Consider the following 23,162-nt stretch of genomic DNA (forward strand, 5'->3'; position numbering starts at 1 on the left):
CGCCGCGACGGCGTCAGGTGCGCGCAGCGTACCGGTGCTCGGGACGCCCGGTCGACCCGTAGCGCAAGCGCACCTCGACGATGGTCCGTGCGGCGAGAGCCGCGAGGTGCCGTTGCGCCGTGGCCCGGGAGATGCCGACCCGCTCGGCGACCTCCGCCGCTGAAGCCTCGCCGTCGCCGAGCGCCGCGAGCACGCGCTGCTCGGTGGCCGAGCGCGACAGGGAGACCGGCTCGCCGCCGCCGTGCAGGATCGCCAGCGCGCGGTCCACGTCCTCCTGCGTGAGGGGCCGATCACCCGCGAGCAGGTTGCGGTAGCGGGTGTACCGGTCGAGGAGTCCCGTGAGAGCACGTCGGTCGAAAGGCTTCACGAGGTAGCCTACGGCGCTGGCTCGCAGTGCGCGGCGCACGGTGGGCGCGTCGTCCGCGGCGGAGATGAGGATCGCGTCGACCCCGAGCTCGCGGACGAGTCCGATGCCGTCCCCGTCGGGGAGGTAGACGTCGGCGAGCAGGAGGTCGGGGCGTGTCGCGCGCACGAGGTCGCGCGCCTCGGCGCAGGACCGCGCGGTCCCGGTCACGGTGTATCCGGGCTGATCGTCCACGATCGTCCGGTGCAGGTCGGCCACCCGGAAGTCGTCGTCGAGGATGAGCGCGCGCAGCGGTTCGGTCATCGGTCCTCCTTCGGGACACGCGGGGCGGGGTCGACGGCATCACCGAGCCGGGCGGCGAAGACCGCGCCGTGGTCGGGACCGCCGGGGTCGATGATCCAGAGGTCGCCGCCGCTGCGGCGGGCGATCTCCGTCGCGAGCGGCAGGCCGATGCCGTGTCCATGCACGGAGTCCCCGCCCCCGTCGTCGGCGCGCGGTCGCGGATCGGACGGGCGGAGCCCCTCGCCGGAGTCGGCCACCGTGACGACGAGCGCGTCACCGTCGCTCAGCACGGAAACGTCCACCCACCGTGGCTCCCGCGTGCCCGCGACGGCGGCCACGACCGCGTTGTCCACGAGGTTGCCGAGTACGCTGGCCACGTCCTCCGCCCGACGGACGGTGCCGATCACCTGGGTGTCTGCCGCGATCCGCAGGGCGACGCCCCGTTCGGCGGCCTCGACGCCCTTGGCCCCGAGGAAGGCGTGCAGGAACGGGTCGCCCACGAGGTCGAGTCCGGTCACGGGGAACGTCACCGGACCACGGCTGACCAGCTCGTCGAGGAACGCCCTGGCGTCGTCGACGCGACCGGCGTCGATGAGGCCCGCGGCCACATGGAGGCGGTTCGCGAACTCGTGGCGTTGGACACGCAGCGCGGAGGTCATCGTCCGAACGGCCTCCAGCCGCTCGGTCAGGGCGATGAGGTCGGTGCGGTCGCGCACGATCAGCACATCGCCGAGCGCGCGCCCGTCGCGTCGCACCGCGCGCGACTCGAGGTACAGCATCCGGTCGCCCACGACGGCCTCCGCGCGGTCGCGAGCCCCGGTGGCGGTGTCGCGCACGACAGGGGGGAGGGGAAGCGCGTCCACGGGGCGGCCGATCGGATCGTGGAGCCCGAGAAGCCGGTCCGCCGCGGCATTGCTCACGCGCACGACGCCGTCCTGATCGACCGCGAGCACGCCGTCGCCGACGCCGTCGAGCACCGCCGTCTGATTCTGCACGAGGGCGACCAGCTCCTCGGGCTGCACGCCGATGGTCAACCGTTCCCAGCGCCGACGCAGGAGGAGGAAGGCCAGCAGCGCGAGGGCGAGGGCGCCGGCGGCGGTCAGACCGAGCGCGGCGAGCAGCGGCGGCAGGTCGTCGAAGACGCCGTTGCGCTCGAACCCGACGCTGATCTCGCCGACCGGCGTGCCGGAGTCGTCGCGCACCGGCACCTTCGCGCGGGCGGACTCGCCGAGCGTGCCGGTCTGCCAGTCGACCACCTCGTGTCCCGCCAGCACCGCGGCGAACGGGGTGCTCACGACCTCGCCGATCCGCGAGGGCAGCGGATGGGCGAGTCGGATGCCTTCATCGTCCGTGATGACGACGAACAGGGCCCCGGTGCGGGCCATGACGTCTGTGGCGATCTGCTGCAGGTCTCCGTCGCGCAGCGCCTCCGCGTCCGGCTCGTCGTCCGACGCGGAGATGGCGGCGACCGCCGCCCGCACCTGCGCGTCCTCGGCCAGGGTCCTCGCGATGCCGAGCGCGGTCGACTCCGCCTCGGCGCGCAGCTGCTGGACCGCGAGGGCGAGGTACACGCCCGTGCACAGCGTCACGACGAGGGCGACGGCGGCGAGGTGCAGCAGCAGCGCGCGGGTCGCGAACCGGACCCGTCTCCGCGGGGACATCGACACCTCCTCGATGCGCAATATGCGCAGAAGTCACGGTACGCGCACAAGGCGCGGTTATGCGGCATACCGCGCTCCGCGTCTCCGGATTCCCTAGCCTCGTCAGGATCCGTCAGCGATGACGGAGCGACGACGAAGGAGTCACGCATGTTCCACGCATCGACCGCGCTGATCGCTGCCGCCGAGGAGGAGGCACCGACCTACGACGTGGCCTTCGTGCCGCCGGAGGGTGTGCTCGTCATCCTCGGCTTCACGATGGTCCTCGTGTTCATGACGCTGATCATGACCAAGCGCCTCACCCCGATGGTGGCCCTGATCCTCGTGCCGACCGCCTTCGGGCTCTTCGCGGGAGCAGGGCTCGGGCTCGGCGACATGATCCTCGACTCGATCGGCGCCATGGCGCCCACGGCCGCGCTGCTGATGTTCGCGATCATGTTCTTCGGCATCATGATCGACGTCGGCCTCTTCGATCCCCTCATCCGGCTGATCACGCGGGTGCTCGGCGACGACCCCGCGAAGGTGGTGCTCGGGACCGCGCTCCTCGCGGGCGCGGTGTCCCTCGACGGCGACGGCTCGACGACCTTCATCATCACGACCTCCGCGATGCTGCCCATCTACCTCCGTCTCGGCATGAGTCCCGTCGTCCTCACCTGTGTCGCCGGCCTCATGAACGGCACGCTCAACATCGTCCCGTGGGGCGGCCCGACCGTGCGCGCCGCGACCGCGCTCGGTGTTCAGCCGACGGAGATCTTCGTGCCGATGCTCCCCGCCCTGGGCGCAGGCATCGTCGTGACGCTCGGCTTCGCCTGGCTCCTCGGCCTGGGGGAGCGGCGGCGCTTGGGGCGGATCGACGCGGACGGCCGGCTCACCGGAGCCGACGGCGGCGTCCTCTCCTCGGTGCCCCGGATCTTCCGCGGCGCCGAGCTCAAGCCGGGCGCTCGTGCCTCGCTGCGCACCGGCAACCTCGTCGTCGTCGCCGGCGGACACGCTCCGGTCGCCGCCGGGAGCATCGACCCCGCGGACACCGCGATGGCCGACACCATGCTCGATCCCGCCCGCCCGACCCTGCGTCCGCGGCTGATCTGGTTCAACCTCCTCCTGACCGTCGCGGTCATGGTGCTCCTGGTGATCGACATCCTTCCGCTGCCCTACGTGTTCATGGTCGGCGCGGGCATCGCGCTCGTCGTCAACTTCCGCGGCATCAAGGACCAGGCGGCGGAGATCGTCGCGCACGCCCCGAGCATCGTCGGCGTCGTGTCGATGGTCATCGCCGCCGGCGTCCTCGTGGGGGTCCTCTCCGGCACCGGCATGGTCGATGCGATGGCGACGTGGATCACGAACGTGCTGCCGCCCGCACTCGGCCCGTTCCTCGCCCCGATCACGGGCGTGCTGTCCATCCCGTTCACGTTCTTCATGTCGAACGACGCCTTCTACTTCGGGATCCTCCCCGTGCTCGCCCAGAGCGCGGCGAACTTCGGCATCGATCCGGTCGAGATGGCCAGGGCCTCGATCACCGGGCAGCCGGTGCATCTGCAGAGCCCGCTCGTGCCCGCAATCCTGCTGCTCGTCTCCCTCGCCGGGGTGAACCTCGGAGACCACCACCGCAAGGTGCTGTGGCGCGCGGTCATCGTGTCGCTCGTGATGCTGGGGATCGGCATCCTGGTCGGTGCCGTCCCCTTCTTCGTCGCGCAGTGAGGGCAGCAGGGCGCTGCCCCCGCCCCTCAGATGGAGTAGTCCGGGGCGGTCAGCAGCGCCCTGGTGTCCTCACCGGCGGTCCGCTGACGCGGCTTCGCGGGCACACCCACGAGCACGCTGTCGGCGGGGGCGTCCTTGGTGACCACGGCGTTGGCGCCCACCACCGAACGGGCTCCGACGGTGACGGGGCCGAGGATCTTCGCCCCCGCGCCCACGGCCACGCCGTCCTGCAGGGTGGGGTGCCGCTTGCCGACGTCCCTGGTCCGCCCGCCGAGGGTCACGCCGTGGTACATCAGCACGTCATCGCCGATCTCCGCCGTCTCGCCGATGACGACGCCCATGCCGTGATCGATGAAGAAGCGTCGGCCGATCCGGGCGCCGGGATGGATCTCGACGCCCGTCAGCCACCGGGCGACCTGCGACCCGGTGCGGGCGAGGAGCCGGAGGCGCCGCCGCCACAGCGCGTGCGAGACGCGGTGCGCCCAGATGGCGTGCAGGCCGGGGTAAAGCAGCGCGACCTCGACCGCGGTGCGCGCGGCCGGGTCGCGAAGGCGCGCGGCGGCGATGTCCTCGCGCATTCGCCCGATCATGCCCATCGACGACCTCAGTCCTCGCGCAGATCCTCGAACAGGGCGGTGGAGAGGTACCGCTCGCCGGTGTCCGGGATGATCACGACGATGGTCTTGCCGGCGTTCTCCGGGCGCGCGGCGACGGTCAGCGCGGCCGAGACGGCGGCACCGGAGGACATGCCGACCAGCAGACCTTCCTTCGCCGCGAGCGCGCGAGCCACGCGCAGCGAGTCCTCGAACTCCGCCGTGATGATCTCGTCGAGCACCTCGCGGTCGAGCACGTCGGGCACGAAGTTCGGCCCGATGCCCTGGATCTTGTGCGGTCCGGGGTGCCCTTCGGTCAGGACGGGGGAGTCCTTGGGCTCGACGGCGATGACCTGGACCTCGGGCTTCGCCGCCTTCAGGGCCTGCCCGGTGCCGGTGACCGTGCCGCCCGTGCCCACGCCGGCGATGAAGATGTCGACCGCGCCGTCGGTGTCGCGCAGGATCTCCTGCGCCGTGGTCTCGCGGTGGATCTGCGGGTTCGCCGCGTTCTCGAACTGGCGGATCCAGATGGCGCCCGGGGTCTCGTCGACGATGCGCTTGACCTCCTCGATCGCCCCCTTCATGCCCTTCGTGGGGTCGGTGAGGACGATCTCCGCGCCGAACGCCTTGAGCAGCACGCGGCGCTCCTTCGACATCGAGGCGGGCATCGTGAGGATGACGCGGTAGCCGCGCGCGGCGCCCACCATGGCGAGGGCGATGCCGGTGTTGCCGCTCGTCGACTCCACGATCGTCCCGCCGGGGGCGAGCTCGCCGGCGGCCTCGGCGGCGTTGATCATGGCGATGCCGATGCGGTCCTTCACACTGGACGCCGGGTTGTAGTACTCGAGTTTCGCGAGCACGGTGGCGCCGAGGCCCTCGGTCACGCGGTTGAGGCGGACGAGCGGGGTGTTCCCGAAAGCGGTGGTGATGTCGGGGTGAATGCCGGACATGGGGGAGCCTTCCTGTGCGGGTGCGCTGCCGATCCAGCCTAGGCGAGCGCGATGGGGGGCGGGGCATTGTGACGGTCGCGCACTCTACGCTGGAGCCATGCCCGACCTCTCCCTTGCCGCCGCCGTGCGCGCCGCGGCGCAGCGTCTCGCCGACGCCGGCGTGCCGGATCCCCTCGTCGATGCGGAGCTGCTCGCCGGACACGTCCGCGGACAGCGCAGGGGAGAGGTGCAGGCGGCGGTGATCCGCGGCGACCGGCTCACCGATGAGGACGCGGCCGCGCTGGACGCCCTCGTCGCCCGGCGCGCGGGCCGCGAGCCGCTGCAGCATCTCACCGGGACCGCGCCGTTCCGGCACCTGGAGCTCGCCGTCGGCCCCGGGGTCTTCGTCCCGCGCCCGGAGACGGAGACGGTGGTGCAGTACGCGATCGACGCTCTCCTGGGTTCGGGGGAGCCGTCACCGATCGGGGTCGACCTCGGCACCGGCAGCGGCGCGATCGCGCTCGCGATGGCCACCGAGGTGCCGCACGCCCGGGTGTACGCCGCTGAGCTCTCTCCGGAGGCGCACGCCTGGGCCCGACGCAACGTCGAGGGCGTCGAGAACCTCACCCTCGTGCTGTCCGATCTCGCGGATGCCTTCTCCGAACTCGACGGCACCGCGAGCGTCGTGATCTCCAACCCGCCGTACGTGCCGGCGCAGGCGATCCCCCGCGATCCGGAGGTCCGGCTGTTCGATCCGGCGCTGGCCCTCTACGGCGGAGAGGACGGTCTCGACGTCGTCCGCGTCCTCAGCACGCGCGCACTGCGACTGCTCCGGCCCGGGGGGACGCTGGTCATCGAGCACGGTGAGCTGCAGGGCGCTCCGATCCGGGAGCTGCTCGCGGCGGACGGCTGGCGGGCCGCGGCCACCCATCGCGATCTGACGCTGCGCGATCGCGCCACCACCGCCCTCCGCCCCTGATCAGCAGACGTCGAGCTCGTCCCGAACCCGCCCCGCGTAGAATCGAACCGTCATGTCCCCCATCTTCGACTGCAGCGACGAGGCGCAGCTGCTCGCCGGGATGCGCAACGCGCGTCAGGCGATCGGCCGCGGCGACCTCATCGTCATCCCCACCGACACCGTCTACGGCGTCGCCGCCGACGCCTTCTCGCCGGCCGCGGTCCAGCGCCTCCTGGATGCCAAGGGGCGTGGCCGCGATCAGCCGCCGCCCGTTCTCGTCGGCACGAAGGAGACGCTGACGGCCCTCGCAGAGGAGGTCCCGGAGCCGGTCCAGCGCCTCGTCGACGCCTTCTGGCCCGGCGGTCTCACGATCGTCCTTCCCGCGCAGCCCTCGCTGGTGTGGGACCTGGGGGAGACCAGGGGAACCGTGGCCGTGCGCATGCCCGAGGGGCGCGTGGTTCTCGAACTGCTGGCCGAGACCGGGCCGCTCGCGGTGTCCAGCGCCAACCTCACCGGCAAGGCGGCGGCGATCTCCGCGCTCGACGCGGAGAAGATGCTGGGCGACAGCGTCGCGGTGTATCTGGACGACGGCATGAGCAGGAACGGCGTCGCTTCCACGATCATCGACGCCACCTCGCTCGTCCGCCGCGCCTCCGACGCCGAGCCGGGCGTGGTCCGGGTCCTGCGGGACGGCGTCGTGACGAGAGAGCAGCTGCGCGAGGTCCTGGGCGATCTGCTCGAGCCGGAGCCGCAGGACGGGGATTCGTGAAGCAGTACCTCTTCACGATCATCGTCACCGCCGCGATCACCTTCGTGCTGACGTGGGCGGTGTGGCGGTTGAGCCTGCGCTTCAAGCTGTATCCCGGCATCCGCGAGCGCGACGTGCACACCACGCCGACGCCCCGCCTCGGTGGCGTCGCGATCTTCTTCGGCATCGTGGCCGCGTTCGCGATCTCGGCGGCCAACCCCTTCTTCCAGAGCATCTGGACGCCCCCGCAGACCATGTGGTCCATCCTTGCGGCCGCCCTCCTCATCGCCGTGATCGGGGTCATGGACGACCTCTGGGACATCGACTGGATGATCAAGCTCGGCGCGCAGTTCCTCGCCGCGGGCATCATCACCGTGGGTGGCGGCCTGCAGATCCTCTCCCTGCCGTTCGGCGACCTCATCGTGGTGTCGAGCTGGCTGAGCATCACGATCACGATGTTCGCGATCGTGATCGTCATGAACGCCGTGAACTTCATCGACGGGCTGGACGGTCTCGTCGCCGGCGTCTGCCTGATCTCCAACGGGGTGTTCTTCGCGTACTCGTACATCTTCACGCGCGACTCCGGTGCCTCGAGCTACTTCAACCTCTCCACGTTCCTCGCCGCGGTCCTCATCGGGGCGTGCCTCGGGTTCCTGCCGTTGAACTGGAGCCCGGCGAAGCTGTTCATGGGCGACTCCGGTGCGCTCGTGATCGGCCTGCTCATGGCGACATCGGCCATCGCGATCACCGGGCAGATGGACCCCTCGGCGCTGGACCCGGAGCGCCTCGGACGCTCGCAGCTGATCGGTGCCTTCCTGCCCATCCTGCTTCCGCTGCTCGTCGTGCTCCTGCCGCTCCTGGACTTCGGGCTCGCCGTGCTGCGCCGGATGAGCGCGGGCCGCTCGCCGTTCTCCCCGGACCGCAAGCACCTGCACCACCGGATGCTGGACCTCGGTCACCGCGACCGCGACGCCGTCCTCATCTTCTACGCCTGGACGGCCGTCATCTCGCTCGCCGTCCTCCTGATGTACGTCGGCGCCAGGGAGGACTGGCCGGGCCAGTACATCCCCGGCGTCGTGTTCGGCGTCGTCGGCATCGCCGCGTGCCTCGTCATCACCCTGAGTCCCACCCGCCGACGCAAGACCGCCGCGGGCGCCGCGCCCGACCCGATCCCTCTGGAGCCCCGATGAGCCCGAGCCCCGTTTCCAGCACCCCGATCCTGCGTCGCACCCTCATCTGGTCGGCCGTGGCCACCGTCGTGCTCGCCCTCGTCGCCGGCGGCATCGGATTCGCCGTCGCGCAGGGGGAGGGGCTGATCAGCGGACTGCTCGGCGTGCTCCTCGCCGCGCTCTTCCTCGGCATCACCGGGCTGAGCATCCTCATCGCGAACCGGTGGTACGGCGACCCGCTCTATGTGCAGCTCTTCTTCGCGATCGTGCTCGGCGGCTGGCTGCTGAAGCTCGGCGTCTTCGTCGTCGTGATGATCCTGCTCGCGGGACAGCCGTGGATCGAGCCGATGGTGTTCTTCCTGTCCATCGTGGCGGGCGTGCTCATGTCGCTGATCATCGACGTCGTCGTGCTGACCCAGATGCGCCTGCCGAACGTCAGCGACACCACGCTGCCCACCGAGGTGCCGGAAGACCGCGCCCCGGGAGCGGTGAACGATGCCCAGGACGGCCCGGCGGACGCCGCCCCGCGGTCTTAGGGCACCCTTGGATTCTGATAGTGTTGAGGAGTGCCCGCCGCTCGCCCGCGAGCGCTTGCGCTGTGTAGCACACCGACCATCGTCGCCCCGGTTCTGACCGGTGCCCCGAAGCTGGAGCCCGCGCTGTTTAATCTTGCTGCGACCCTGACCCCCCGACTCGCGTCCTCTGATGGCGAGTTCCACGGCCCTTCGATCGATGAGTTCTTCCCGGAGATCCTCTTCCACGTCGGACCCATCCCGGTCAACCGGATCCACCTGATCCAGTTGCTCTCGGTGATCGCCGTCGTCCTGATCCTCTGGCTCGGCACCCGTCGCATGAAGGTCGTGCCCGGCCGGTTCCAGAGCCTCGTCGAGATGGGCCTCGGCTTCGTCCGCGGCGGCATCGCCCACGACCTGCTGGGCCGCAAGGACGGCGACCGGTTCCTGCCGATCCTCACCACGATCTTCTTCATGGTGCTGTTCATGAACATCACGGGCATCATCCCGTTCCTGAACATGCCGGGAACGGCGATCATCGCGGTGCCGCTCACGCTCGCCGTGGTCAGCTACGTCACCTTCATCTACGCCGGCATCAAGAAGAGCCCGAAGAACTTCTTCAAGAACGCCCTCTTCCCGTCGGGCGTGCCGTGGCCGGTCTACTTCATCGTCACGCCGATCGAGCTCATCTCGACGTTCATCATCCGCCCGGTGACCCTCACCCTGCGACTGCTGATGAACCTCGTCGTCGGCCACATGATCCTGGTCCTCTGCTTCGCAGCGACCCAGTTCTTCTTCTTCACCGCGGGTGGCGGCTGGGCCGCCCTCGGTATCGGAACCCTCGCCTTCGGTGGCGCCTTCACTCTCTTCGAGATCCTGGTGGCCGTCCTGCAGGCATACGTCTTCACCGTCCTCACCGCGGTCTACATCCAGCTCGCGGTCGCAGAAGAGCACTGAGCGGGCGGGCAACAGCCCTCCCACCCAACGAAAGGAAAAACCCGTGGACGCAACTACGGTTCTCGCTGAAATCAACGGCCACCTCGCGGCGGTCGGCTACGGCCTCGCGGCCATCGGCCCGGCCATCGGTGTGGGCATCGTGGTCGGCAAGACCATCGAGGGCGTCGCCCGTCAGCCCGAGCTGGCCGGTCGCCTGCAGGTCCTCATGTGGATCGGTATCGCCTTCACCGAGGCGCTTGCGTTCGTCGGCATCGCCGTCGGATTCATCCCCTTCCCGTAATCCCCACCGACTTCTGAAGGAGACAGGATGCTGAACGCTCTTGTCACGAACCTCGCGGCTGAGGGTGAGGCGGCGAACAACCCGCTGATCCCCGCGTGGTACGACATCATCTGGTCGGGCTTCTGGTTCCTCATCATCCTCGCCGTCGTGTGGAAGGTCGCCCTTCCCCGTCTGACGAAGATGCTCGACGAGCGGTCCGCCGCCATCGAGGGCAACATCGCCAAGGCCGATGAGGCGCAGAAGCAGGCGGAAGCGGCTCTCGAGGAGTACACCCGGCAGCTCGCCGAGGCGCGTACCGAGGCCGGCGAGATCCGTGAGGCCGCCCGTGAGGACGGCAAGAAGATCATCGCCGAGGCGAAGGAGACCGCAGCCAGCGAGGCCGCGCGTCTGACCGCCACCGCGCACACGCAGATCGAGGCCGAGCGCCAGACGGCTCTCGTCTCCCTGCGCAGCGAGGTCGGCTCGCTCGCTCTCGACCTCGCCGGCGGCGTGGTCGGCGAGACGCTCTCCGACGACGCTCGCGCGGCCGCCGTGGTCGACCGCTTCCTCGCCGATCTCGAAGCATCCGACCTTCGACAGGCTCAGGTTCCGGGCGGGCAGTCGTAATGGGCAGCGCGACCGCTCAGGCACTCGCGGCATCCACTCAGACGCTTGCCGCAGCGAAGGACGTCACCCTCGAGACCGCGCGCGAGCTGTTCGCGGCCGCGCGGGCCGTGGGCGAATCGTCTCAGCTGAGCGGCGCGCTGGCTGACCCCTCGGCTCCGGCCACGGCGCGGCAGAACGTCGTGTCCGCCGTGTTCGGGCAGTACGGCTCCGCGACGCAGGGCATCCTGCGCACCGCGGTCGCCGAGCGCTGGTCGAACGCGTCCGAGCTGATCGACGGCCTCGAAGAGCTCGCGATCCGGGCGGCGACCATCGCCGAGCCCGGCGCGGACATCGAGGGAGAGCTCTTCGGCTTCTCGCGCGTGATCGCGGCGAACCCGGAGCTCGAACTCGCTCTCGGCAGCCGGCTCGGGGGAGAGGACGCGAAGGCCGCACTGGTCGAGCGTCTCCTCGCCGACGCCTCCGCCAGCGCTCCGACGGCCCTCATCGTCACGTCCCTCGTGCGTCAGCCGCGCGAGCGCCGGGTGCGGCAGCTGCTGAGCCGGGCGATGCGCATCGTCTCGAGCCAGCGCGGCCGCCTCGTGGCCACGGTGCACACCGCGACCGAGCTCAGCGACGCCCAGCGCACGCGACTCGGCCAGACGCTCTCGCAGCGATACGGCGGCCAGGTGTCCCTCAACGTCGTCATCGACCCCAGCGTCGTCGGAGGCCTGCGCGTGCAGATCGCCGATGACGTCATCGACGGCAGCATCTCCGCACGACTCGCCGACCTTCGCCAGAAGCTCGCGGGCTAACACGACTTCGCGCGGGGAACCGCGCACCCAGATACAAAGGGAAGACAATGGCAGAACTATCGATCAGCCCCGACGTCATCCGTGACGCGCTGAAGGATTTCGCCGCCGCGTACGAGCCCACCGGGGCCGCGGCGACCGAGGTCGGCACCGTCATCGACGCCGCCGACGGCATCGCTCACGTCGAGGGACTTCCCGGCGTCATGGCGAACGAGCTCGTGACCTTCGCCGACGGCACCAAGGGTCTCGCGCTGAACCTCGACGAGCACGAGATCGGCGTCGTCGTCCTCGGCGACTTCACCGGCATCGAGGCCGGTCAGGAAGTCACCCGCACGGGTGAGGTCCTCTCCGTCCCGGTCGGTGACGGCTACCTCGGCCGCGTCGTCGACCCGCTCGGCAACCCGATCGACGGCCTCGGCGCGATCGCGACCGAGGGTGTCCGCGAGCTCGAGCTCCAGGCCCCCGGCGTCATGCAGCGCAAGTCGGTCCACGAGCCGATGCAGACCGGCATCAAGGCCATCGACGCGATGATCCCGGTCGGCCGCGGCCAGCGCCAGCTCATCATCGGCGACCGTCAGACCGGCAAGACGGCCATCGCGATCGACACGATCATCAACCAGAAGGCCAACTGGGAGTCCGGCGACGTCAACAAGCAGGTCCGCTGCATCTACGTCGCCATCGGTCAGAAGGGCTCGACCATCGCTTCGGTGAAGGGCGCGCTCGAAGAGGCCGGCGCTCTGGAGTACACCACCATCGTGGCGGCTCCGGCGTCCGACCCCGCCGGCTTCAAGTACCTCGCTCCGTACACCGGTTCGGCCATCGGCCAGCACTGGATGTACGGCGGCAAGCACGTCCTGATCATCTTCGACGACCTGTCGAAGCAGGCCGAGGCCTACCGTGCCGTCTCGCTGCTGCTCCGCCGCCCGCCGGGCCGCGAGGCCTACCCGGGTGACGTCTTCTACCTGCACTCGCGTCTGCTCGAGCGGTGCGCGAAGCTGTCCGACGAGCTCGGTGCCGGCTCGATGACGGGTCTCCCGATCATCGAGACCAAGGCGAACGACGTCTCGGCGTACATCCCGACCAACGTGATCTCGATCACCGACGGCCAGATCTTCCTGCAGTCCGACCTCTTCAACGCCAACCAGCGTCCCGCGGTCGACGTGGGTATCTCGGTGTCGCGTGTCGGTGGTGACGCCCAGGTGAAGTCGATCAAGAAGGTCTCCGGAACGTTGAAGCTGGAGCTGGCGCAGTACCGCTCGCTCGAGGCGTTCGCGATGTTCGCGTCGGACCTCGACGCCGCGTCGCGCCGTCAGCTCTCGCGCGGTGCCCGTCTGACCGAGCTGCTCAAGCAGCCGCAGTACTCGCCGTACCCGGTGGAGGAGCAGGTCGTCTCGATCTGGGCCGGCACCAACGGCAAGCTCGACTCGATCGAGGTCGAGGACGTGCTGCGCTTCGAGCGCGAGCTGCTCGACTACCTGCGTCGCAACACCAAGGTGCTCGACACGCTGCGGGAGACGAACGTGCTGGACGACGCGACCGTCGCCGAGCTCGACAAGCAGACCGACAACTTCCTCCTGGAGTTCCAGGGCGGCAAGGGCCACGCCATCGGCGCCCCTGGTCACGAGGAGCACGCTGCGGCCGAGGCCGAGGACGTCAACCAGGAGAAGATCGTCAAGGGTCGTCGCGCGTAATCGCGTGAGGTACTGATTCATGGGCGCTCAACTCAGGGTCTACAAGCAGAAGATCTCTTCTGCTCAGACGACCAAGAAGATCACGAAGGCGATGGAACTCATCGCGGCTTCGCGCATCCAGAAGGCGATGGCACGCGTCAAGGCGTCCACCCCCTTCGCGCGGGCCGTGACGAGGGCCGTGTCCGCCGTCGCGACGCACTCGAACGTCGACCACCCGCTCACCCGCGAGCCCGAGACGATCCGCCGTTCCGCGGTCGTGATCTTCTCGTCGGACCGCGGTCTCGCCGGAGCCTTCAACTCGCAGATCCTCCGTGAGGGTCTCGAGGTCGCGGAGCTCCTGCGCGAGCAGGGCAAGGAGCCGGTGTTCTACCTCGTGGGCCGCAAGGCCGTCGGGTACTTCCAGTTCCGTCGTATCGAGGCCGCTGCAGAGTGGACCGGCGACACCGACACCCCCTCGTTCCACACGGCGGAGGAGATCTCGCAGACACTTCTCGAGGCCTTCAACCGTGGGGGCGAGGACGGCGGCGTCGACGAGATCCACCTCGTGTACAACCGCTTCGTCAGCATGATGACGCAGTCGCCGGAGTCCGTGCGCCTGCTGCCGCTGGAGATCGCGGAGGCCGACGACTCGGAGGCGGGCAGCACCGTCTACCCGCTGTACGAGTTCGAGCCCGACGCCGAGACGGTGCTCGACGCGATCCTGCCGGTGTACATCCAGAGCCGCGTCTTCAACGCCCTCCTGCAGTCGTCCGCCGCCAAGCAGGCCGCGACGCAGAAGGCGATGAAATCGGCCAGCGACAACGCCGACAAGCTCATCACCGACTACACCCGCCTGCGCAACAACGCGCGTCAGGCCGAGATCACCCAGCAGATCGCCGAGATCGTCGGTGGCGCCGACGCTCTCGCATCGAGCTGACAGACCCTCAGGAAAGAGACGAAGAAATGACCACCACCGCCACGGCTGAGCAGCCGGCGACCGCGGTCGTCGGGCGCGTCGCCCGCGTCAACGGTCCGGTTGTCGACATCGAGTTCCCGCACGACTCGATCCCCGACATCTACAACGCGCTGAAGACGACGATCACGATCGGCGAGGAGTCCACCGAGATCACGCTCGAGGTCGCACAGCACCTCGGCGACGACCTGGTCCGCGCCATCGCCCTGAAGCCGACCGACGGCATCGTCCGCGGTCAGGAGGTGCGTGACACCGGTGAGGCCATCTCGGTCCCCGTCGGTGACATCACCAAGGGCAAGGTCTTCAACGTGATCGGCGAGGTCCTCAACGGCGAGCCCGGTGAGACCATCGAGGTCACGGAGCGCTGGCCCATCCACCGCAAGGCCCCGAACTTCGACCAGCTCGAGTCGAAGACCACGATGTTCGAGACGGGCATCAAGTCGATCGACCTCCTCACCCCGTACGTGCAGGGTGGAAAGATCGGTCTCTTCGGTGGTGCCGGCGTCGGCAAGACCGTCCTCATCCAGGAGATGATCCAGCGCGTCGCGCAGGACCACGGTGGTGTGTCGGTGTTCGCCGGTGTCGGTGAGCGCACCCGTGAGGGCAACGACCTCATCCACGAGATGGAGGAGGCGGGCGTCTTCGACAAGACCGCCCTCGTCTTCGGCCAGATGGACGAGCCGCCGGGGACGCGTCTGCGCGTCGCGCTGTCGGCTCTGACGATGGCGGAGTACTTCCGTGACGTGCAGAAGCAGGACGTGCTGCTCTTCATCGACAACATCTTCCGCTTCACGCAGGCCGGTTCCGAGGTCTCCACGCTGCTGGGCCGCATGCCCTCCGCCGTGGGGTACCAGCCGAACCTCGCCGACGAGATGGGCCTCCTCCAGGAGCGCATCACCTCGACGCGCGGTCACTCGATCACCTCGCTGCAGGCGATCTACGTGCCGGCCGACGACTACACCGACCCGGCTCCGGCCACGACCTTCGCGCACCTCGACGCGACGACCGAGCTCTCTCGTGAGATCGCGTCGAAGGGTCTGTATCCGGCCATCGACCCGCTGACCTCGACGTCGCGCATCATGGACCCCCGCTACTTGGGCGAGGACCACTACCGCGTGGCCACCACGGTCAAGCAGATCCTCCAGAAGAACAAGGAGCTGCAGGAGATCATCGCCATCCTCGGTGTCGACGAGCTCTCCGAGGAAGACAAGATCGTCGTGTCGCGTGCACGTCGCATCCAGCAGTTCCTCTCGCAGAACACCTACATGGCGAAGAAGTTCACGGGCGTCGAGGGTTCGACCGTGCCGCTGAAGGAGACCATCGAGTCGTTCGATGCGATCACCCGCGGTGACTTCGACCACGTCGCCGAGCAGGCCTTCTTCAACGTCGGTGGCATCTCCGACGTGGAGGAGCGCTGGGCGCAGATCCAGAAGGAGAACGCCTGACCATGGCGCTGCACGTCAGCCTCGTCTCCGCCGACGCGGAGGTCTGGACGGGAGAGGCGAGCCTCGTGGTCGCCAAGACCGTCGAGGGCGAGATCGGCTTCATGTCCGGTCACGAGCCGGTGCTGGCCATCCTCGCCGAGGGCCAGGTCCGGATCACCCAGACGGATGGCGCCAAGGTGCTGGCGAACGCGCAGGACGGATTCCTCTCCATGGAGGGCGACGTCCTGACGATCGTGGCCGGCAACGCGGCACTCATCTCCTGACAGTCCTGTACATCGCGTCCGCCTCGACACCCGCCCGGGTGCCGAGGCGGACGCGTCTCTTTTCCCCGAGGTCCCATGAAGATCCTGCTCCCGCCGTCCGAGACCAAGCGCGAGGGCGGTGACGGCAGCCCGCTGGACGTGTCGGCGCTCGCGCTTCCCGATCTCGCGCCGCAACGGCACGCCGTGATCGACGCGCTCATCGCTCTCGCGGACGACGAGGATTCGGCGCGCCGCGTGCTCAAGCTCAGCGAGCGCCAGCGAGGAGACGTCGCACACAACAGGGCTCTGCGGAGCGCACCCACGATGCCCGCAGTGGACCGCTACACCGGGGTGCTGTTCGACGCCCTCGACGCGGCATCGCTGTCCACCGCGTCTCGGCGCTGGCTGGATGCCCATGTGTGGATCCACAGCGCCCCGTTCGGCCCCGTCGCCGCCCTGGACGGGGTCCCGACGTATCGGCTCGCTGCCGGCACGGCGCTGCCCGGAGTGGCGCCGCTCCGCCGCCACTGGGCCGATCCGACGACAGCGGCGATCGAAGCCGACGCCCCCGCATTCGTCCTCGATCTGCGCAGCGAGGCCTATGCAGCGCTCGGTCCGGTCCCGGGCGCGGTGTCGTCGGCGTACGTGCGGGTCGTCACGGAGCAGGGGAGAGCCCTGAACCACTTCAACAAGAAGAGCAAGGGGCTGCTCGTGCGCGCGCTGGCGGAGGATCGTCCGAGGCTGGGCTCTCTCCGTGCGCTGCAGCGGTGGGCCCAGGCGCATGACGTCGTGCTCCGGGACGGGAAGGTGCCCGGCGAGGTCGAGCTGGTCGTCGCCGACTGACGCCCGCCCCGAGCCCGGCGAATCGCCTCCGGCGGTCGTTGCCGCCCCCTGGGCGCACCGCTACCATGTCCAATGCGAGGCGGGGAGTCTCGTGGTGGGGGACGAAAGCCGTCTCCCCTGACCAGAGAATGTGAGCCTCATGGGTTACGACGACTACGGAGCGAGCTATCTCGGCCTGCTCTTCGCCTACTTCTTCGTCATTCTGCTGATCGCGGTCGCCGGATACGTCCTGGTGTCGCTCTTCTACATGAAGATCTTCCAGAAGGCCGGAGTCCAGGGGAACTGGCGCGCCTGGGTGCCGGTCTACAACTCCATGATCTTCTTCAAGCTCGGCGACCTGAGCCCGTGGCTCGTCCTCTACGGGATCGCGGGTGCCGCGCTGCTGAGCTGGATCGGCATCGGCTTCCTGTTCTCGCTCGCCCTCGGTGTGCTCTCGGTCATCGCCGCGTGGCGCGTGGGTCTCAAGCTCCAGAAGGACGCCGTCTGGGTCGTCCTCTACGTCTTCCTCGCCGTCGTCTGGCTCGGCATCAACGCTTTCGACAAGTCGCGCTGGAACCCGAACATCCAGCCGGCGCCGTGGGCGGGCAACGGATTCCTCGGCGACCGCACGGTCTGGGACGGCATCCCCGTCCAGCCCGCGGCGGCCGCGCCGCAGCAGGGCTACGGCGCGCCTCAGGGGTACGGTGCCCCGCAGGGCTACGGCACCCCTCCGCAGGGGTACGCTCCTCCGACGCAGCCGTACACCCCGCCCGCCGCTCCGGGCTACGCACCGCCGGCCGCGCCGACCGCTCCGGCGACGGGAGCGCCGATCCCTCCGGTGCCGCCCACCACTCCGCCGGCTCCGCCCGCGGCTCCGCCTACGACGCCTCCCGCGCCTCCCGCGGCTCCGCCTGCGGCGCCTCCGGCTCCGCCGACCACGCCGAACGATCGCACGCAGCCTCCTGCGTGACGACGGTGGAAGAACCCCCGGTCTCCGGACCGGGGGTTCTTCGCGTCCGTGGTGCCGGTACGCCCCGACATGCCGCTAACGTGGAGGCATGGACTCGTCGCACCGGAGGGCCGTGCACTCTCCTCCTTTCGTCCCGCGCCCCGTTCACAGGAACCCCGGTGCGGAGCAGGAGAGCGAGTTCCACTACGATGTGTGAGTATCCTGCGCCCGTCCCCTTCGCCGCAGGTCCATCGGAGGCAGTTCGTGGCTGAGACCAAGACGCACACCGTCACGGTTGCGCATCGTCCGTTGCTGCTGTCCTGGGCCGGGGTCACCGACCAGGGGCGACGCCGGGAGACGAATCAGGACGCGCTGCTCGCCGAGTACCCGTTGTTCATCGTCGCGGACGGCATGGGCGGCCACGCCGGCGGGGAGATCGCCAGCCAGAGCACCGTCACCCGGCTGCGCGCGGTGGTGGACGCGGACGAGGTCTCTCCGACCGCGATCGAGAAGGCGCTCGCTCTCGCGGTGGACGACATCGCCGGGCACCCGGACACCACCGATGAAGGCACCGGCACCACGCTCACGGGTGTGTATCTCGATGAGCGCGAGGGGGAACCGCACTGGGTGGCGCTGAACATCGGCGATTCCCGCGTGTACCTCCTCCGCGACGACCGGCTGCTGCAGGTCACGACGGATCACTCCGTCGTGCAGGAGCTCATCACGGCGGGCAAGCTCAGCCCGGAAGAGGCCGAGGGACACCCGTACAGCAACGTGATCACCCGCGCCGTCGGCGCCAGTGAGCTCACCGCGCCGGACTACGTGACCATCGACGTGCGTCCGGGAGACCGCTTCGTGATCTGCTCCGACGGACTCACGAAGGAGCTCACGGACTACGGCATCCAGCACTTCCTCCGCGCGCACGCCGATCCGGGGGAGAGCGTCGACGCGATGCTCGCCGCGGCTCTCGACAACGGCGGGCGCGACAACGTCACCGTGATCGTCCTGCAGGTCAGCGACCCCGAGGACTCCTCCTCCCCATCCGACGACTCCGCGGAGTAGCGCCCCGCAGCCTGTGGAGAGGCCGCATCGGCACCGGGGGTGGGATGCACTGGGGGCATGGACCCTTCGCCCCTGCTCCTGCCGTCCGCATCGACACCGCTACGCCGCCGCCCGCTTCCCCTCGTCGCCGCCGTCGTCCCCGTGGCGGCCGGCCTCGCGCTGTGGATGACGACGGGGGCCGTGCACGCGCTGTGGTTCGCGGCTCTCGGTCCCCTGATGCTGGGCGCTTCTCTCCTCGACACGGCCCGGGGGCGCCGCCGGGAACGGAAGGCCGACGCGGTCAGGGTGAGCACCGCCTGGGCCGACATCGAGGCCGAGCTGCATCGTCGCCACGCGCAGGAGCGAGCGCAGGTGGAGCGCCGTCATCCGGATGCGGCATCCTGCATCCGCGACCGACCGTTGCGGGATGCCCGACCGCCGGGCGACGACACCTCGCTCGTGGTGGGACGCGGATCCCGGGCGAGCGGGGTGCGCTGCGAAGGCGGTGACGACGCCCGTGCTCATGCCTTCCGCCGCCGCTGCGCGGTGTTGGAGGATGCGCCGTGGGTCGTCGCCCTCGGCCGTGGGGTGTGCCTCCGCGGCCGCGAGCCGCTCGTGCAGGCGGCAGCTCGCGCTCTCGTGATCCAGCTCTGCCTGCGCTTCTCGCCGAGCGTGCTGTCCCTCGTCGGCGACGAGGGGTGCGACCGGGCGCTCCGAGCGCTTCCGCATGCGCAGCGGGCGCGACGCGGCGGATTCCGTCTCGCTCTCGCCACGGCTTCGGCCGGCGGGTCGGGGCCAGGTGCGGATGCCGTGATCTGGACCGTTCCGTCCGGCGCCGAGGTCCCGGAGGGCATCACGACGGTGATCGACATCGAGGAACCGGGCGCGGCCACGCTGCGGACCCCCGACGGCGAGGTCGACCTCGCCGTGGAGTTCCTGTCGTCGGCCCAGGCAGCGGCCGCGGCCGAGCTGTGCGGCGCGCGGGACGGGGCGGGGCCCGCCGACACCGCGACAGCCCTGCGAGACCTTCCGCAGCCGCCGGCGGGCCCGGGCCTCCGCGTCGCGCTGGGCACCGGGAGGGATGGCGCGCCCGTGGGAGCCGACATCGTCGAGGACGGTCCACACGCCATCGTGACGGGGATGACGGGCACGGGCAAGAGCGAGCTCCTCGTCAGCTGGGTCGTCGCGATCTGCGCGGGGCATGGCCCTGACCGGGTGAGCTTCCTCCTCGCGGACTTCAAGGGAGGAACGGCCTTCGACCGATTGCGCGGTCTGCCACAGGTGGTCGGCGTCATCACCGACCTCGATGAGACGGAGGCGCGACGCGGGGTCGCCAGCCTGGCCGCCGAGATGCGGCGTCGCGAGGCAGCCCTCGCCGCGATGGGTGCCCGGGACGTGCGCGAGACCGACCTGCCCCGTCTGGTCATCGTCGTCGACGAGTTCGCCGCCTTGCTGCAGGAGCACGCGGAGCTCGCGGCGGTGTTCACCGATGTCGCGGCGCGGGGGCGTGCGCTGGGCATGCACCTGATCCTGGGCACCCAGCGCGCCGCCGGTGTCATCCGTGACGCTCTCGCGACGAACTGCCCGCTGCGGATCAGCCTCCGCGTCGCGGAGGCCGCCGACAGTCGAGCGGTGATCGGGACCGGGGAAGCGGCGGATCTGCGCGGGGGCGCGGACGGGCGCGGTCGGGCGCTGCTCCGACGCCCCCAGGACGAGGAGCCCCACCCCGTGCGCACAGCGCTCGCGGATGACGAGCACATCCGTCGCATCGGGGAGCGATGGTCCGGCACGACTCCATCCGCACCGCCATGGCACCCATCCCTCCCCACGCACCTGCCGCTCGAGACGCTGCGGACCGGGTCGAGGGCGGGCGACCGGAGAACCGAGGAGGGGCCGCTGATCGTGCTCGGACGCGCCGACGACCCCGACCACCAGGCGCAGCCGCTGGAGGTCCTGCGTCCGGGGCACGAGCGCGGCCTCGCTGTGCTCGGCGCTCCGGGGACCGGCAGGACGACAGTGCTGCGCGTGATCGCCGCGCAGCATCCGGAATGCACGTGGTTCCCTGATGACCCCGAGAGCGCCGTCGATCAGCTCCTCGCATGGACGGAGGAGGACGGCGCTCCCTCCGATGTCGTGCTCGCCGACGATCTCGACGCTCTCCATGCGGCGCTGCCTCTCGAAGACGGTCAGGACTTCGTCCAGCGCTGGGAGCACCTCGTGCGGTCGAAGGCGGCCGTCACCTGGGTGCTGGCCGCGAGCCGGGCCGTCGGCCCCCTGGCGCGCGTGTTCGATGCGCTTCCGCGACGAGCGGTGCTCCGGATGCCCACCCGGGTCGAGCACCTCGCCGCCGGTGGCGAGCTGGCGGCCTTCCGACGAGACCGGCCGCCGGGGCGGGCGGTGCTCGAGGAGCGGGAGATGCAGTTCGCGTGTATCGACTCCGAGAGCGTGCCCGCACTGCCGGTGCAGCCCCTCCGCGAGGTGGCGCCGGCCTGGGCACCGGCGGGGGAGCTGACGGCGCTGGTCACCCCGGGCGCGCCCTCGGTCGTCGAGACGCTGGCCTCGGCGCACCCGGAGTGGGACGTGCAGGCCGCGGGTCCCGAGAGGAGCCGGAACGGCAAGCCGCTCGTGCTCGTCGCCGATGCCGAGAGCTGGCAACGTCACTGGGCGCTGTGGCAGCGGGTGCGGTCGCACGGGGAGGTGCTCATCCGGGCGGAGCGGCCCAGCGAGCTGCGTCAGCTCGTCGGCATCCGCGCTCGCCCGCCGTACGCCCGACCCGACGCCGGACGCGCGTGGTCCGTGACCGGCGACCGCGCACCCCGGCGTGTGGTCATCGATGCTCTGGGGCGTCGATGACCACCCGACGGCGGCACACGGGTTCCGTGCCGCCGATGTGCGGTCAGATACCCGCGCCGGGCCGGACGACGCCGACGCGGGAGCCGCCACCGAGCACCGCGAGCGGCAGGGCCTCGGCCAGCGCGGTCACGTCGGCCTCGCTGAGGCCGCCGGCGCGCGCCAGCAGCGTGGCGGCCACGATCGTCGATGCCCGGGCGCCGCCGTCCAGCATCTTGAGGGCGACCGTGGTCCCGTTCGGAGCCACCATCACCATGACGCCCTCTGCGCCGCCCTTCGCGAAGACGCCGAGCCGCTCGATCGCGATTGTGTCAGGGCGCCCCGGACCATCGATGGTCCAGGGGTTCTCGCGGACGGCCTTCACCAGGGCGCCGGCCACCCGATGCAGCGCGAACGGGGAGCGCTCGGAGGCGGTGCCGACGCGGTGGATCGCGCGGGCCAGGCCCGTGAGGCTGAGGGCGTACACGGGCGCGCCGCAGCCGTCGATCGCGGTGTGCGCCATCTTCTCGCCGGTCAGGCGTTCGATGACGTCGCGGATGTGGGCCTGGAGCGGGTGGGCCGGCTCGAGGTAGCCCTCGACGGGCCAGCCGGTCGCGATGCAGGCGCGGAGCATGGCGGCGTGCTTGCCCGAGCAGTTCATCCGGACCCGCGCCTCCTGGCCGTGCTCGCGAACCATCTCGTCGCGGGTCGCGGAGTCGCTCGGCCACGCCGGGGGACAGGCGAGGTCGTCCTCGTTGAGGCCGCCGGCGGTGAGCATCTCGCGAACGACCTCGGCGTGTCGGTCGGTTCCGGAATGGCTCGCGGTGGACAGCGCCAACTGCTCTCCCTCCAGCACGGCGCCCGCCGTGAGGCAGGCGACCGCCTGCAGGGGCTTGAGGCTGGAGCGGGGGAGGATCAGTGCCTCCGCGTTCCCATGCCGCGCGACCACCTCGCCCTCGGGCGACAGCACGACGGCCGCACCGGCATGACGCGACTCGATGAAGCCGCTCCGCTCCACGACGGCGAGTTCGACGGAATCCTGAACGGTGAGAGTCTCCAGCACCCGACAACTCTACCGGCGGGTGCGGCGCGGCTCCGTCGAGGACAGAGCCCGGGTGTCGGCGCCGCCTGACAGACTGGGGTCATGCCAGAGCAGACGACTCCCCGGGCCCTCGGCGAGCACCGCTACGCCCTCACCTCCACCTGGACCGGCAACACCGGGTCCGGCACGAGCGGTTACCGCGACTACCGCCGTGACGTCACGATCGAGGTCGAGGGGAAGCCCGAGCTGCTCGCGTCGTCCGACAAGCCCTTCCGCGGCGATCCGTCGCGCTGGAACCCGGAGGACCTCCTGCTGGCCTCCCTCTCGGAGTGCCACCTGCTGTCCTATCTGCACGCGTGCGTGACGGCCGGCGTGGTGGTCGTCTCCTATCGCGACACCGCGAGCGGCCTGATGCGCGAGAACGGCGCCGGCGGCGGGTCCTTCGTCGAAGTGCTGCTGCGACCGGAGGTCGTCGTCGCCGAAGCGTCGATGATCGAGGCGGCGGAGCGTGCGCACCGTCAGGCGAACGAGTGGTGCTTCATCGCCAACTCGGTCAACTTCCCGGTCCGGCACGAGGCGACGGTGACGGCCGCCGGCTGAACGGGCC

The 23,162-nt window shown here is 70.2% G+C and carries 23 protein-coding genes; 18 read left to right on the forward strand and 5 right to left on the reverse strand.

All coding sequences use genetic code 11. The annotated features are described in order from the left end of the window. Window positions 1–13: 13 nt before the first annotated feature. Together CJ226_RS03920 and CJ226_RS03925 are read right to left on the reverse strand one after the other, a co-directional pair. The gene (locus tag CJ226_RS03920; protein ID WP_102208354.1) at window positions 14–667 is read right to left on the reverse strand and encodes a response regulator; all 654 of its coding nucleotides are present in this window, start codon (window positions 665–667) and stop codon (window positions 14–16) included. After that, entirely contained in the window at window positions 664–2,307 is a 1,644-nt protein-coding gene (locus CJ226_RS03925) for a sensor histidine kinase (protein WP_102208355.1), read from the reverse strand. The genes CJ226_RS03920 and CJ226_RS03925 overlap by 4 nt, the downstream gene beginning before the upstream one ends. 147 nt (window positions 2,308–2,454) lie before the next feature. On the opposite strand from CJ226_RS03925, the gene CJ226_RS03930 reads away from it, so the two are divergent. After that, on the forward strand, window positions 2,455–4,002 hold the full coding sequence (locus CJ226_RS03930; RefSeq protein WP_102208356.1) for a CitMHS family transporter: 1,548 nt from the start codon (window positions 2,455–2,457) through the stop codon (window positions 4,000–4,002). A 26-nt stretch (window positions 4,003–4,028) separates the two neighbouring features. Here CJ226_RS03930 and epsC read toward each other — a convergent pair whose 3' ends face one another. Both epsC and cysK read right to left on the reverse strand, forming a co-directional pair. Continuing rightward, window positions 4,029–4,598, reverse strand: coding sequence for a serine O-acetyltransferase EpsC (gene epsC / locus CJ226_RS03935; protein ID WP_062634998.1), 570 nt, complete (start codon window positions 4,596–4,598; stop codon window positions 4,029–4,031). An 8-nt stretch (window positions 4,599–4,606) separates the two neighbouring features. Further along, window positions 4,607–5,545: a cysteine synthase A gene (gene cysK, locus CJ226_RS03940; protein ID WP_025103141.1), complete on the reverse strand. Its 939-nt coding sequence runs from the start codon at window positions 5,543–5,545 to the stop codon at window positions 4,607–4,609. A 97-nt stretch (window positions 5,546–5,642) separates the two neighbouring features. Between cysK and prmC the strand changes: the two genes are divergently transcribed. From prmC to CJ226_RS04020, 16 genes are all read left to right on the forward strand, one after another. Then, the gene (gene prmC, locus CJ226_RS03945) at window positions 5,643–6,503 is read left to right on the forward strand and encodes a peptide chain release factor N(5)-glutamine methyltransferase (protein WP_102208357.1); all 861 of its coding nucleotides are present in this window, start codon (window positions 5,643–5,645) and stop codon (window positions 6,501–6,503) included. A gap of 52 nt (window positions 6,504–6,555) precedes the next feature. Continuing rightward, the gene (locus tag CJ226_RS03950; RefSeq protein ID WP_062634994.1) at window positions 6,556–7,251 is read left to right on the forward strand and encodes an L-threonylcarbamoyladenylate synthase; all 696 of its coding nucleotides are present in this window, start codon (window positions 6,556–6,558) and stop codon (window positions 7,249–7,251) included. Then, window positions 7,248–8,420 (forward strand): MraY family glycosyltransferase, encoded by a 1,173-nt coding sequence (locus CJ226_RS03955; RefSeq protein WP_025103144.1) that lies wholly within the window; start codon window positions 7,248–7,250, stop codon window positions 8,418–8,420. Before CJ226_RS03950 ends, CJ226_RS03955 begins: the two co-directional genes overlap by 4 nt. After that, on the forward strand, window positions 8,417–8,935 hold the full coding sequence (locus tag CJ226_RS03960; RefSeq protein ID WP_062634992.1) for a hypothetical protein: 519 nt from the start codon (window positions 8,417–8,419) through the stop codon (window positions 8,933–8,935). Before CJ226_RS03955 ends, CJ226_RS03960 begins: the two co-directional genes overlap by 4 nt. A 144-nt stretch (window positions 8,936–9,079) precedes the next feature. Next, window positions 9,080–9,868: a F0F1 ATP synthase subunit A gene (gene atpB / locus CJ226_RS03965; protein WP_036292497.1), complete on the forward strand. Its 789-nt coding sequence runs from the start codon at window positions 9,080–9,082 to the stop codon at window positions 9,866–9,868. A gap of 43 nt (window positions 9,869–9,911) precedes the next feature. Next, window positions 9,912–10,148 carry an ATP synthase F0 subunit C gene (atpE, locus tag CJ226_RS03970; RefSeq protein WP_025103147.1) on the forward strand — a complete coding sequence of 79 codons (237 nt, stop codon included), beginning with the start codon at window positions 9,912–9,914 and terminating at the stop codon, window positions 10,146–10,148. A 27-nt stretch (window positions 10,149–10,175) separates the two neighbouring features. Further along, window positions 10,176–10,754 carry a F0F1 ATP synthase subunit B gene (locus CJ226_RS03975; RefSeq protein ID WP_060922506.1) on the forward strand — a complete coding sequence of 193 codons (579 nt, stop codon included), beginning with the start codon at window positions 10,176–10,178 and terminating at the stop codon, window positions 10,752–10,754. Further along, complete coding sequence (locus CJ226_RS03980) at window positions 10,754–11,545, forward strand: F0F1 ATP synthase subunit delta (RefSeq protein WP_102208358.1); 792 nt, start codon at window positions 10,754–10,756, stop codon at window positions 11,543–11,545. Before CJ226_RS03975 ends, CJ226_RS03980 begins: the two co-directional genes overlap by 1 nt. A gap of 47 nt (window positions 11,546–11,592) precedes the next feature. Continuing rightward, on the forward strand, window positions 11,593–13,233 hold the full coding sequence (atpA, locus tag CJ226_RS03985; RefSeq protein WP_062634989.1) for a F0F1 ATP synthase subunit alpha: 1,641 nt from the start codon (window positions 11,593–11,595) through the stop codon (window positions 13,231–13,233). Window positions 13,234–13,252: 19 nt separating this feature from the next. Continuing rightward, window positions 13,253–14,149: a F0F1 ATP synthase subunit gamma gene (locus CJ226_RS03990; protein WP_025103151.1), complete on the forward strand. Its 897-nt coding sequence runs from the start codon at window positions 13,253–13,255 to the stop codon at window positions 14,147–14,149. A 26-nt stretch (window positions 14,150–14,175) separates the two neighbouring features. Then, window positions 14,176–15,630, forward strand: coding sequence for a F0F1 ATP synthase subunit beta (atpD, locus tag CJ226_RS03995; RefSeq protein ID WP_025103152.1), 1,455 nt, complete (start codon window positions 14,176–14,178; stop codon window positions 15,628–15,630). A 2-nt stretch (window positions 15,631–15,632) separates the two neighbouring features. Next, the gene (locus CJ226_RS04000; protein WP_025103153.1) at window positions 15,633–15,893 is read left to right on the forward strand and encodes a F0F1 ATP synthase subunit epsilon; all 261 of its coding nucleotides are present in this window, start codon (window positions 15,633–15,635) and stop codon (window positions 15,891–15,893) included. A gap of 75 nt (window positions 15,894–15,968) precedes the next feature. Next, on the forward strand, window positions 15,969–16,715 hold the full coding sequence (locus CJ226_RS04005) for a YaaA family protein (RefSeq protein ID WP_102208359.1): 747 nt from the start codon (window positions 15,969–15,971) through the stop codon (window positions 16,713–16,715). Window positions 16,716–16,854: 139 nt separating this feature from the next. Next, window positions 16,855–17,664, forward strand: coding sequence for a large exoprotein (locus CJ226_RS04010; protein WP_102208360.1), 810 nt, complete (start codon window positions 16,855–16,857; stop codon window positions 17,662–17,664). A 243-nt stretch (window positions 17,665–17,907) separates the two neighbouring features. Continuing rightward, complete coding sequence (locus CJ226_RS04015; protein WP_062634983.1) at window positions 17,908–18,705, forward strand: PP2C family serine/threonine-protein phosphatase; 798 nt, start codon at window positions 17,908–17,910, stop codon at window positions 18,703–18,705. 57 nt (window positions 18,706–18,762) lie between these two features. Next, on the forward strand, window positions 18,763–21,537 hold the full coding sequence (locus tag CJ226_RS04020) for an FtsK/SpoIIIE domain-containing protein (protein WP_102208361.1): 2,775 nt from the start codon (window positions 18,763–18,765) through the stop codon (window positions 21,535–21,537). Between the two features lie 43 nt (window positions 21,538–21,580). On the opposite strand, the gene CJ226_RS04025 is transcribed toward CJ226_RS04020, so the two are convergent. Beyond that, entirely contained in the window at window positions 21,581–22,576 is a 996-nt protein-coding gene (locus CJ226_RS04025) for an asparaginase (RefSeq protein WP_102208362.1), read from the reverse strand. A gap of 81 nt (window positions 22,577–22,657) precedes the next feature. On the opposite strand from CJ226_RS04025, the gene CJ226_RS04030 reads away from it, so the two are divergent. After that, entirely contained in the window at window positions 22,658–23,155 is a 498-nt protein-coding gene (locus CJ226_RS04030; RefSeq protein ID WP_102208363.1) for an OsmC family protein, read from the forward strand. Window positions 23,156–23,162 lie beyond the last annotated feature (7 nt).

The sequence above is a fragment of the Microbacterium sp. UMB0228 genome, from assembly GCF_002871415.1.
Classification (GTDB): domain Bacteria; phylum Actinomycetota; class Actinomycetes; order Actinomycetales; family Microbacteriaceae; genus Microbacterium.